This is a genomic window from Agromyces solani (assembly GCF_058349925.1).
The window spans coordinates 388,475-400,016 of record NZ_JBYRER010000001.1 but is presented as its reverse complement, the minus strand read 5'-3'; the positions used below and the strand labels follow the sequence as shown (position 1 = coordinate 400,016).

Below are 11,542 nucleotides of genomic sequence, written 5' to 3'. Positions count from 1 at the left end.
GTTCTCGGCGATCACTCGACGGGGACGAACGCGCCGCTCGGCAGCACGCGCCCGTCGACCTCGGTGATGACGTCGGCCGGCACCCCCGCGCGCATCGCGGCGGCGAGGATGGCCTCCGCTGACTCGGCCTCGTACACGCAATAGCTCTTGCGGCGATCGATCGAGAGGAACGAATACAGCCAGCGAACCTCCTCCTCATCGTTGATGAGGTTGAGCGCGTCGAACTTGCCCTCGGCCGGGATCAGGTCTTCGGCGAAGTTGCGTTCGATGATGAAGTAGGGCATCTGCACCCCCACTGGACTCGTGTGGTGACGAGGGTACTCCGCCGTCGGTCGCGCCGATACCGTGCTACCACTCGCCGCAGGGGAGGCACCCCGGCCACGGCCCGCGCAAGTTCCCCCTGTGCGCGGGCCGCAGCCCGAGGCATCCCTGCCGTGTCGCGGGTTTCGAGACGGCGCCCCGCGCCGCCTCGAAACTCGCTCCCCCTCAGTTCCCCTTCACGTTCACGATCTGGCGCAGCGTGTGCCGCACCGACACGAGCGGGGCGGCGTCGGCCATCACCCGGTCGATCGGCTTGTACGCCTGCGGGATCTCGTCGATGAACGCGTCGGTGTCGCGGAACTCGATGCCGACCATCGCCTCACGCAGCTGCTCGTGCGTGAACTCCCGCCGGGCCCTCGACCGCGAGTACGTCCGGCCCGCGCCGTGCGGCGACGAGTTCAGCGACATCTTGTCGCCCAGCCCCTCGACCACGTACGACGCGGTGCCCATCGAACCCGGGATGAGCCCGAGCCGACCGACGTCGGCCTGGATCGCGCCCTTGCGCGACACCCACACCCGCTTGCCGAAGTGGTGCTCGCTCTCGGTGAAGTTGTGGTGGCAGTTGATACGCTGCCGCTCCTCCACCGGGGTGCCCACCCACTCCGAGACCTGCCGGATGACCCGGTCCATCATCTCCTCGCGGTTGAGCAGCGCGAAGTGCTGCGCCCAGCGCAGCTCGGCGATGTACCGCGTGAACTCGGGCGAGCCCTCGACGAGGTAGGCCAGGTCGGGGTGCGGCAGGTCGATCCACCACTGCTTCGCGAGCCGCTGCGCGACCTTGATGTGGTGCTGTGCGATCTTGTTGCCCACGCCCCGGCTGCCCGAGTGCAGGAACAGCCAGACCCGGTCGGCCTCGTCGAGCGACACCTCGATGAAGTGGTTGCCGCTGCCGAGCGAACCCAGCTGCTCGCGCCAGTTGCCCGCGTACCGCGCCGGGTCGAAGCCCTTCGCCTCGCCGAGGGCCTCGAGCTCGGCGATCCGCGGCGCAGCCGTCGCGACGATCTTGCGGTTGTGCTTGCCCGCCGACAGCGGGATCGCGCGCTCGATCTGCTCCCGGACCTCCCTACGGCCCTCGGGCAGGTCGGATGCCGCGAACTGCGTCTGCACCGCGATCATGCCGCAGCCGATGTCGACCCCGACGGCGGCCGGGATGATCGCACCGAGCGTCGGGATGACCGAGCCCGCCGTGGCCCCGAGGCCGAGGTGCGCGTCGGGCATGAGCGCGAGGTGCGGGTAGATGAACGGCATCGTCGACGAGACGCGGGCCTGCTCGATCGTCAGCTCGTCGAGCAGGCTCGCCCACGAGACGAGCCGGTCGGAGATCTTCTCCATGTTCCTTTCCTGTCTGGTCTCGACGCGCTCCGCGGATGCGGGAGGCGTCGTGCGAGTTCCTCGGGCCCGAGGGTCTCGTCGCGCGCAGACAGAGAAACACCCCGGGCCTCGAGCGGCACGGGGTGACGAATTCGCGAATGGTCGCGGGCGTCAGGGTGCCTGATCGAGAAGCTGGTCGAATTCACGGATGAACCCGCGCTGGGCGGGCTGGTTCGTGGGCTCGACGAAGGCCGGCTTGTTCGTGCGCTGCAGGTACACGCTCATGGCCGCCTCCATTCCAGATTCCGGGGATGCTGCGCGGTCGGCGCAGCCTTGCGACACTAGCGGGCGATCGGGGCGGGGGTCAAGGGCGGGTTGCTCGAAGGTGTTCGCACGCGGTGCTGCGTTGCGCACGGGTTCGGCCGACCGACGATGCAACCGCCGATCGGCGAGTGTTCAGCGGTCCGGCTGCTCGGGCGAACCGAGCAGATCCTCCAGACGCTGCTTGACGTCGGCAACGGGCTCCAAGTCTCGGGCAGCGAGTACCGCAGCGCGCGCCTCCGAGGGCCATTCCTCGGTCGGCCATGCCTGCAGCGTCTTGATGGCCATGTTCCGGTTTCGAATCACGGGGCTGCGCAGGCCGACCTCGACGAGCGGCCATCCGGTGCCGGGGAACCGTCCGAGGTTTTGCAGGATCGCGTCGAGCGCGCCGTGCTCGGCATACGTCGGGCCGAAGCCCATCTCTTCGGCCGGTCCGGTACCGAGCTCCTCGAGCTCGAGCGTCGTGGTCGCCCAGTCGACGACCCGTCGGATGCGGGCGGGATCCTCCGTTCGCATGAGGTAGTAGATCTGGGAATAGCTCCCAGAAGTGAGTCGGTCGAAGCGCGCCGGCCAGGCGTCCAATCCCATCCGGTCGGCCGCGCTCGCGGCAGGCCAGAACGTCTGCATGTCCTCGGACTGCAGTCCGGAGGTGATGAGCACCTTCCAACGCGGGTCCGAAAGGATCCGCTCGGCGGAGGCTTCGATCTCTCCACGTCGGCCCGCGCTCCATCCTGATCCTCCGGTGGTCGGCTCGTCGTCGGTTCCGGCCGAGTTCGCGGCGAAGCTTCTGATCGCCGCGACAGTCAGGTACTCGTCCGCCCGCGCCGGAATCCGACGGCTGAGGTGCTGCAAGTAGCGCTGGACGGCTTCCGCCCCGTCGGCGTAATCAGAAATGTCTTCCGCAGGCCCACCGCCGATCAACGCCCACAGGATCTCCCCGGCTCCCCGGAGCAGCGCATCATCGATGTCGTCATCGCCGAGCGCGTCCGACAAGCCGCCGGTCACCGCACAGGTGTACGCCAGATACTCATTCATGACCGAGTTGCGGTACCCGTCTCGCAGCATCCATCCACGGATGTCGGCGCGCGTCGTCCCTGCGAGACGCTCGACGAGCTGGATACGGCCCCATCCGTTGACCCGGCGCGCCAACCACCACTGGCTGTCCTCATTTTCTGGATCGGGGAGCGAGCCGAGCGCCACCCCGGCGTACAACGTGAACTCGTCATGGACGCCGAGCACCCGCAATGGTCCGACGTCTTCCAGCGGGGTGACCATGCCCAACAGCGCGATGCCGACCTTCACGGCGTCACGGTCAGGGCTTTCGGTCATCAGCCACGCTGCGAAGGTTCGCAGGCGATCAGGTGCGATCTCGCCGCGCTCCGCGACCGTCTGACGCAGTGGGTCAACGAGGCTCAACACCGCGCCGTCGACGACCGAATCGTAGAACTCCTTGACCGCCCGCGTAGAGCCGGTGTTCACCGCGCGAGCCAACAGTTGCGCCACTCGATCGACGTCCGGGCCATCCCCTGCGCCGGCGTGATGCCCCAGAACCCCGTCGAGCGCCCCGGGCGCCCAGCGCACGCCCCCGCCCTGCCGTGCCGCCACGATCTCTTCGTCCGGAAGCTCGTACGCCTCCTCGGGCAGGGAACCTCCATCCGGAACCTCGAACCGCGAGAGGTACCCGAAGATGCTCGGCCGCGTGGCATCCCACGGCACCGGAAACACCGAACGGTTCACTGCCGACCGACGACGAAACCAGGAAAGACCCACCCCAGAACTCCCAAGCAACCAGAACGCGCGCCTCGAGCCGAACGTTGCTCGAGGTCCTTTGAACGTCCCTGATCATATGGTCGCGCCGTGGGCTGATGCGACGAGAGCGGATGCACTGGCCGGGATCCCGGCCGACCCGGGTCTCGATACGGCGCTTCGCGCCTACTCGACCGACCGACGGGGCCACGCGAAGGTCACAACTGGGTCACTTGTCCCACTTGGGTATTGACCCGCTGGAAACCAGCGCCGAGGATGGCTGAACCCCGATCCCCGTCACGATGGAGTGCCATGCGCAACCTGCGCCGTCCGATCGTCGCCGTCGCCGCGACATCCCTGCTGCTGATCATTCAGGCCGCGATCGACCCGACGGGCCTCCTCGCCCTCGTCGGCTGGCCCGGCGGCACGCCGCGATTCGATCTCTGGTGGCCCGTCGCGCGGTACGTCGTGTTCGTGCCCGTCATGCTCGCCGTCGTGTGGTGGGCGGCGGTGCGTGCGGGCGACCGTTTCTGGACGCTGGCGGCCGGCGTCGTGCTCGCGGCCCTGCTCGCGCAGACGGCCGCCTGCTTGGCGATGACGGGTGACCTCACGCTCGCGGCGTGGGCGGGCGGGTACGTCACCGCGAAGGCCGTGCCGACGGCGTTGATCGTGGCGGGCGTGGTGCGGGTGGTCGAGTGGGGCGTCGCGAGACGGCGTGGTCTCGATACCGCGCTTCGCGCCTACTCGACCGACGGGGTCACCGTGTGGCCGGCGGCGGTCGCGCTCGGCGCGGTGGCGCCGCTGCTCGCGGGGTCGTGGTGGACGGGCGCGACGTACGCGCCCGGCATCCCGACGCCCCGCCCCGACGACGGCCTGATCTCGATGATCGTCTCGATGCTCCTGCTCATCGGCGCCGCGTGGCTCTCGATCCGCTGGATGCGGCGGCGCGTGCCCGGCTTCCTCGGCACCTGGCTGGGCGCCCTCGTCGCCGGCGGCCTATTCGGCCTCGTGCAGTCGCTCGTCGGGCTCGTCGTCGACGACGGGTTCCGCGGCGACCTCTGGCCGCTCATGGCCGCCTACATCCATGTGGCCGACGGGCTCGCGTTCGGCGCCTGCGTCGGCTGGATCGCGGCCGTCGTCGCCCTCGTCGCCGACCACGTGGTCGCGCGGCGGGCGGCGCGCGGCGACGTCACCGCGGCGGGCGACGCAACCACCGAGCACCGGGATGCCTCGCCGGCACGCATCGCGGCGGGCGTGGGCGTCGGCGTGGCCGTCGTCGCGGTGACCGCGATCACCGCCTCGCTCCTCGCCCCCGCGGCGCCGGCGGTCGCGACCGCCCAGAACGAGGCATCCGTGCCCGCCGGGTTCCTGCGCGTCGAAGACGGGCGCTTCACCGACGGCGAGGGGCACCAGGTGCTGCTGCGCGGCGTCAACGTCAACCAGCTCGTCGACTTCTACCAAGCGCGCGCCGACGTGCCCGCGACCCGCGAGCTCACCGAGCAGGACTATGCCGACATGGCTTCGTACGGCTTCAACGTCGTGCGGCTCGGGCTGTCGTGGTCGGCGCTCGAGCCGACGCGGGGCGAGCTCGACCCCGAGTACCTGGCCACGGTGAAGCAGGCGGTCGCGTGGGGCGAGCAGTACGGCATCCGCACCGTGCTCGACATGCATCAGGACGGCTGGTCGAACCTGCCGACCGCCGAGGGCACCGTATGCCGCCCCGGCACCGACCCGATGTGGGGCTACGACGGCGCGCCCGAGTGGGCGACCCACTGGGACGGCACGCCCCGCTGCTCGTTCACGGGCCGCGACATCTCACCCGCGGGCGACCGCGCGTTCGAGCACTTCTGGTTCGACACCGACGGCATCCAGACGGCGCTCGCCCGCACCTGGGGCGAGCTCGCCGGCGAGTTCGCCGACAACGAGTGGGTCGCGGGCTTCGACCTGCTCAACGAGCCCGGCTTCGGCGAGACGGCCCCCGTCACGACGTCGAAGAAGAACGGCGAGTACTCGGCGAAGGCGATCGCGGCGATCCGGGAGGCGGGCGCGCCGCAGATCGTCTTCGTCGAGCCGAGCATCCTGTGGTCGGGGCTCGGCTTCGACTCGGGCCCCGCGCGCGGCTTCACCGACGACCTCAACGTCGCGTTCTCGCCGCACCTCTACGCCGAGTCGATCACCATGGATGCCTCGCTCGGGCTCCCCACGATCGTCAGCACCGAACGGCAGTTCGAGCTCGGCCAGCGCGTGGCCGACGAGCTCGGCATGCCGATGTGGTCGGGCGAGTACGGCTACTGGGGCGACGACGAGTCGACGAAGGCGCACCTCGAGCGGTACGCCGCCGAAGAGGACGCCCGCATCCTCGGCAGCGCGTACTGGGTGTGGAAGCAGGCGTGCGGCGACCCGCAGAACGGCATCCAGGAGCTCGGCAACGGCCTGCTCTCGGAGTTCTGCGCGACCGGCGAGGAGGCGCCTCGCAAGGACCACCTGCTGAGCATCCTGTCGCGGGCGTACCCGCAGGAGGCGCCCGGCGTGCTCACGAGCCTCCGCGCCGGGGTCACCGGTGAGGCGGATGCCGCGGCGACGATGTCGCTCACGGGCGAGGTCGCCTCGGAGACGTGCGGGCTGCAGGTATGGGTGCCGGGCTCGACGGAGCCGACGGTGGAGTCGAGCGGCGTCAGCGACGTCGAGGTCGACGAGGTGCCCGGCGGCTGGCTGCTCACGGGCTGCGCCGAGGGCGAGTACTCGCTGTCGACGTCGGTCGAGTAGGGCAAGTAGCGCGCGACGAAGTCGCACGCGTATCGAGACCACCCCGTGAGAAGTACTGTGGTGCGATGCCCGAGATCACCCGCGTCGACCCGGCGAGCCCCGTCGGCACGGCGATCCGGCGGCGCTACTTCGACGACATCATCGCGCGCTACTACGGCCGACCGTCGACCGCCGACGAGATCGACGAGCAGCTCACCGAGAACCCCGACGACGACCTGCGGGGCGACCTCGGGGCGTTCTTCGTCGCGACCGCCGGCGGCACGACCCTCGGCTGCGCGGGCGTGCGCTACGTCGATGCCGGCACGGCCGAGCTGACCCGCGTGTTCGTCTCGCCCGAATCGCGCGGCCTCGGGCTCGCCGCGGCACTCGTCGGCACGGCCGAGGCCGAGGCCGCCGCCGCCGGGCGCTCGATCATGCGGCTCGACACCCGCTCGGACCTCGTCGAGGCCCGCGCGCTCTACGCCAAGCTCGGCTACGCCGAGGTCGAGCCCTTCAACGACAGCCCGTACGCCGAGCACTGGTTCGCGAAGGACCTGCCGCCCGCGCGCTGACCGCCGTGGCTACGGCGCCCCCGGCAGGGTCTCGCAGGCGATGCGGTCGCCGTCGCCGTCGAGCCGGGCGATGTCGCCGTAGTACGGGTAGTACTTGTCGAACCAGTCCTGGGCGGCGCGCCACGTCGAGAAGTCGGCGCAGTCGACGTCGTCGGGCACCGCGGGCTTCGAGGGCGGTGTCGTTGCCGTGGCGCAGACGGTCAGTGAACCCACCGAGTTCGAGATGACCCCTGTGCCGCCGAGCAGCACGATCGTCGACGGGTCGAGGGCGATGATCTGATCGCGCACGACCTTCGGCACGCACGTGCGCTGCACGAGGAACAGCGGCGAATCGGTCGCGCCCGCGAGCGCACCGCCCGCGAGGGCGTCGGCGTACCCGGTGCCGACCGCGAGGTAGACGGTGCCCGCCGACGGGAAGACGGCCTTGTTGATCGCGACCGCCGTCGAGTACCGGTCGGCACCGGCATGGCGGTTCACGGTGTACGAGCTCTGCAGCGACGTCTGGATGCCGGAGCTCACCGCGCCGGTGCCGCCCGCGATGCGGACCCGGTTCGTGCCCACCGCCTTCAGCGCGTCGCGGGTGGCGGTGTCGACAGCGGTGCGCTTGCCGTCGAGCAGGATGACCGGGCCGCCCTGCTTCGCCGCGGCGGCCGACGCTGAGAGCGCGTCGGGGAAGTCGCGCCCGGTCGCGACGAACGTGGTCCCGCTCTTCGCGGGCGACGCCTTCGCGAGGGCACGGCTCGTCTGGTAGCGGTCGGTGCCGGCGATGCGCTGCACCGGTGCGATCGTGGCGAGCTTCTGCTGCACCGAGCCGCTCACCACGCCGGTGCCGCCCGCGATGATGATGCGCTTCGGCTTCAGCCGGGTCAGCTGGTTCCACACCGACGACGAGATCTCGTACTTCGCGACGAGCAGGAGCGGGCTGTCCTGGAAGCCGGCGAGGCCCGACGCCGACAGGGCGTCCGGGTAGTTCGCCCCCGAGGCGACGTACACGACCGGCACGCCGGGCTTGAACCGGCTCGCGATCGCGGCCGACGTCGCGTACCGGTCTCCCCCGGCGAGGCGGTGCACGCCCTCGGGCAGCGGGTTCACGCCACCGGTCGGCGTCGGGGTCGGCGTCGGCGTCGGCGTCGGGGTCGGCGTGACCGGGTCGCTCGGCGTCGGCACATCGGTCCGCACGGGCGGCACCACCATCGTCGTCGAGCCGCAGTGGGAGCTCAGCAATCCCTGGACGGCGGTCTTCTCGGCGGCGTCGATCGACAGCTTCCAGCGGTACTTCACCGTGATCCAGTCGATCGCGTACTCGCAGAGGGCGCCGCTGTTCGACGGCACCCACTCGGCCGGATCGTTGTCGGCCTTCGCCTGGTTCGTCGCCGACGTGACGAGGCGCAGCGTCTGGTCGATGTCGAGGTCGTTCGCGTAGGCGGCCCGCTGGGTGTTCGTCCACGCGTGCGCGCCCGACACCCAGGCCTCCTTGAGCGCGACGACGTGGTCCATCTCGAGCTCGGCCGGATCGGTGACGACGGCGCCGTCGTAGAGCGAGTGCCACTCGCCGCTCACGATCGTGCACGTGTCGATCGTCACGACGGGCACGTGCGTCTCAGCGAGGAGCACCTCCTGCCGCGTGCGGCATCCGTCGCCGTCGGCGTCGAGCCCCTCGGCGAACAGGTCGCGGTCGTACGTCACCGTCGCCGGCGTGAGCACCTTCAGCTCACCGAGCAGGGCCGACGGGGCGACGGTCGACCCCGGTGTCGCGGCGGTCGCCGCGATCGGAGTGAGCGCCCCGATGAGGGCGACGGCGGGCACGACGACGAGCGCGGTGATGAGACGGTGCATTTCGAATCCAGACGAGGAGAAGCTGAACCCCTCACGGTATTCGCGATTGTTCGACGAAACGCCGCACGGCCCCCGGACTGGGGTCGCCATGCGGCCGTTTTGCACCCCGGATTGGGGGCGGTTCCTACGCCCCGAGCATCTCGCGGGCGTGACGGTACTTCTCCGCGAGGCGCTGCTGCGACTCGAAGTCGAGCTTGCGCACGCGCCAGGCCGCCGAGTTGTCGTCGACGTCGGCGATCTTCACGCTTCGCGCGATCGCGTGGCGGCGGATGCGGCCGTAGTACTCGGCCTCGGGCAGGTCGGGTGTGCGCGAGAGCAGCACGACGACCTCGACGACCTCGGGCAGCACGCCCGCCTCGAGGAGCTCCTGCGCGGTGACGTCGGTGTGCTCGAGCACGTCGTGCAACCACGCGGCGGCGGTGGCGACGGGCTCGGCGATCGGGTCGAAGCGCTCGGCGACGCGACCGGGGTGGTCGATGTAGGCGGCACCGACCTTGTCGGACATGCCGCGGTGCGCGACGAACGCGATGCCCTTCGCGAGCGACACCTGCGCGGCGGCGGCGACGACCGCGTCGGCGTCGGGCTGCGGCGCAACCGCCCAGATCGGCGTCACGGATGCCCCGCCGCCGGGCTGCTCGAATGCGTTCGTTCCCGTCACCATGCGGTCGGTCTCCTCGTTCACGTCGGTTCGTTCGGTCGGGTCGGTCGGGTCTCGGCGGTCGTCGTCGGTGCCGGGCGCGGTGTCGGCGCGGGCGATCGCCCGGGCGTCGGCGGGTGCCGGGGCGAGCCACCACGGCGTGCCTGCGCCACCGGCCGGTCTCACGACCTCGGGCTCGTCGGCCCACTCGAGGACGGGCTCGGCCGGCCACGCGGCCGTGGGCCTCGTCGGCGTCGGTTCGGGCGCGGCACGGACCGCCTCGGTCGCCTCGGCGGGTGCCGGTTCGGGATCGATGGGCCACTCCGGGGCGGGTTCGGCGGCCGGCGGCTCGGGTGCGAACGACACGGATGCCTCGGCCGCGACGACCTCGTCGAGCTCGCCGTCGACCGGTGCGACCGGAAGGAGGCTCGCGAGCAGCGGCTCGACCTCGGGCGTGGCCGTGGCCGTGGCCGCCGCCTCGAGCTCGCGCGCAGGCTCCGGCTCCACCCAGGGCTCCATCGCGGCCTCGGGCTCGGGCTCCGGCCCCAGCTCGGCCTCCGGGTCGGGCTCAGGCTCCGGCTCCGGCTCCGGCTCCGGCATCGTGGTCGAGAGCGGCAGGGGCGCGGGCGCCGGCTCATCGGGCAGCAGCGTCGACTCGAAGCCGAACTCGAACTCGGGCTCCAGCTCGGGAACGAGCTGCGGCGCGGCGACGGGCGCCGGCGCCGAGGCATCCGGTGCGGGCTCGTCGACCGGTCGGGCGCTCACGGGCGCCTCGACCTCCGCGAGCGGGTCGCGACCGCGCACGGTGCGCACGAAGCCGAGCTCGGCCTCGAGCTCGGCCATCTCGCGCGCGTCGAGCTCGAGCAGCGAACGGGCGTCGCCGAGGCTGCGGTGCACGAAGTAGTCCTCATCGACCTCGGTGAGGCGAGCACCGTCGCTCGTCGTGAAGTAGCGGCGGCGGGGGCCGTCGGTCACGGCGACGATCACCTCGACGAAATCACCGCTCGGCACCTCGCAGCAGAGGTAGTAGCGCTGCTGCTCGGGCGAGGCGGCCGACGCCGCACCCGTCGTGACGATCGGAACGGCCCGGGCCGGCGCTGCCGGCGCCGGGGCCGGCGCTGCCGCCTGCGGCGCGGCCGGGGCCGCCGACGCGGCGTGCGGTGCGGCGGCCCGCGCGGGCGGGGCCCAACCGCTCGCCGACGGCGTCGGCAGTCGCCGGGGGCGCAGCGTTCCGCCCAGCTCGGCGCTCCGCCGCGCAGCGCGCGAGGTCAGATCGTTCGCCGAGGCACCGTCGCCCGGTGCAGACGGCTCGTCGGCATGGATCGTCATCGTGGCTCCTGGGGGTGGGCGCCGGGGCGGGTCGGGGTGCGGGCCGTGGGGTGCGGCACGCCCCTCCGATGGTAGGCGTTCCCCGCGCCGGATAGGGGAACTTCGCAAGCGGGTCGGCGCGTCGTCGCCGTCGACCCGGTCGAATTCGGGCTGAGCAGGTTACGCGTCAGTCCTCGGGCTCCTGGAAGATCGTGACCTGCAGGCCGGTGGGGGCGGCGAGCCGCGAGTTGATCGACCGCCACGGGGTCTCGCGCGGGGTCGCCAGCAGCTCGGCGCCGGCCTCGACGAGCTCATCGGTCACGGCCGGCGTGTCCGCCACCTCGAACGCGACCCGCAGGTGCGGACTGCGCACGCCGTCGGTCTCGACCCGGTCGATGTACTCGACCTGGGCCGGGTTCGAGAGTTCGAGCGTCGCCCGGCCGGCGTCGAGAATCATCACGCGCGCACCGCCGTCGGCCTCGTACGACTCCTCCTCCGGCAGCCCGAGCACGTCGCGGTAGAAGGCGACCGCCGCCTCCCAGTCGTCGGCCTCGACCACGAGGCGCAGCTGGCGCACGCGGCGCCCGGGCGAAGCATCCGAAGTCATACCCGCACCCTACGCGGGTCGCGACCCGCGCGGCGGGCGGTGCGCGGGTGCGGCCCGCGACGGGCGGCGCGGCAGGATGTCGCGACCGGAGCCGGCACTCGTCGCCGACGCACCCGTTCCGCCCCGCCGGCGACTCGG

Annotated in this window: 8 protein-coding genes; 2 read left to right on the top strand and 6 right to left on the bottom strand. The window is 71.6% G+C overall.

The features are described from left to right. Positions 1–11: 11 nt before the first annotated feature. From AC3RJ7_RS01875 to AC3RJ7_RS01865, 3 genes are all read right to left on the bottom strand, one after another. Positions 12–284: a DUF4242 domain-containing protein gene (locus AC3RJ7_RS01875; protein WP_491454162.1), complete on the bottom strand. Its 273-nt coding sequence runs from the start codon at positions 282–284 to the stop codon at positions 12–14. Between the two features lie 202 nt (positions 285–486). Then, positions 487–1,653 carry an RtcB family protein gene (locus tag AC3RJ7_RS01870; protein ID WP_491454161.1) on the bottom strand — a complete coding sequence of 389 codons (1,167 nt, stop codon included), beginning with the start codon at positions 1,651–1,653 and terminating at the stop codon, positions 487–489. A 435-nt stretch (positions 1,654–2,088) separates the two neighbouring features. Then, positions 2,089–3,723 carry a hypothetical protein gene (locus tag AC3RJ7_RS01865; protein ID WP_491454160.1) on the bottom strand — a complete coding sequence of 545 codons (1,635 nt, stop codon included), beginning with the start codon at positions 3,721–3,723 and terminating at the stop codon, positions 2,089–2,091. 288 nt (positions 3,724–4,011) lie between these two features. Here AC3RJ7_RS01865 and AC3RJ7_RS01860 point away from each other — a divergent pair, with 288 nt between their 5' ends. Together AC3RJ7_RS01860 and AC3RJ7_RS01855 are read left to right on the top strand one after the other, a co-directional pair. Further along, on the top strand, positions 4,012–6,465 hold the full coding sequence (locus tag AC3RJ7_RS01860; protein ID WP_491454159.1) for a cellulase family glycosylhydrolase: 2,454 nt from the start codon (positions 4,012–4,014) through the stop codon (positions 6,463–6,465). A gap of 65 nt (positions 6,466–6,530) precedes the next feature. Further along, positions 6,531–7,016, top strand: a complete 486-nt coding sequence (locus tag AC3RJ7_RS01855; RefSeq protein ID WP_491454158.1) for a GNAT family N-acetyltransferase — start codon at positions 6,531–6,533, stop codon at positions 7,014–7,016. 9 nt (positions 7,017–7,025) lie between these two features. On the opposite strand, the gene AC3RJ7_RS01850 is transcribed toward AC3RJ7_RS01855, so the two are convergent. The 3 genes from AC3RJ7_RS01850 to AC3RJ7_RS01840 all read right to left on the bottom strand — a co-directional run bounded on the left by AC3RJ7_RS01850 (position 7,026) and on the right by AC3RJ7_RS01840 (position 11,404). After that, positions 7,026–8,852, bottom strand: a complete 1,827-nt coding sequence (locus tag AC3RJ7_RS01850) for a cell wall-binding repeat-containing protein (RefSeq protein WP_491454157.1) — start codon at positions 8,850–8,852, stop codon at positions 7,026–7,028. Positions 8,853–8,976: 124 nt separating this feature from the next. Then, positions 8,977–10,818 (bottom strand): hypothetical protein, encoded by a 1,842-nt coding sequence (locus tag AC3RJ7_RS01845; protein ID WP_491454156.1) that lies wholly within the window; start codon positions 10,816–10,818, stop codon positions 8,977–8,979. Between the two features lie 166 nt (positions 10,819–10,984). After that, positions 10,985–11,404, bottom strand: coding sequence for a VOC family protein (locus AC3RJ7_RS01840; RefSeq protein ID WP_491454155.1), 420 nt, complete (start codon positions 11,402–11,404; stop codon positions 10,985–10,987). Positions 11,405–11,542 lie beyond the last annotated feature (138 nt).

Excerpts from the sequence above, each read along its gene's own strand:
- AC3RJ7_RS01850 (WP_491454157.1), bottom strand. The coding sequence starts at position 8,852 with ATGCACCGTCTCATCACCGCGCTCGTCGTCGTGCCCGCCGTCGCCCTC.
- AC3RJ7_RS01855 (WP_491454158.1), top strand. The coding sequence starts at position 6,531 with ATGCCCGAGATCACCCGCGTCGACCCGGCGAGCCCCGTCGGCACGGCG.
- AC3RJ7_RS01845 (WP_491454156.1), bottom strand. The coding sequence starts at position 10,818 with ATGACGATCCATGCCGACGAGCCGTCTGCACCGGGCGACGGTGCCTCG.
- AC3RJ7_RS01840 (WP_491454155.1), bottom strand. The coding sequence starts at position 11,404 with ATGACTTCGGATGCTTCGCCCGGGCGCCGCGTGCGCCAGCTGCGCCTC.
- AC3RJ7_RS01870 (WP_491454161.1), bottom strand. The coding sequence starts at position 1,653 with ATGGAGAAGATCTCCGACCGGCTCGTCTCGTGGGCGAGCCTGCTCGAC.
- AC3RJ7_RS01860 (WP_491454159.1), top strand. The coding sequence starts at position 4,012 with ATGCGCAACCTGCGCCGTCCGATCGTCGCCGTCGCCGCGACATCCCTG.
- AC3RJ7_RS01875 (WP_491454162.1), bottom strand. The coding sequence starts at position 284 with ATGCCCTACTTCATCATCGAACGCAACTTCGCCGAAGACCTGATCCCG.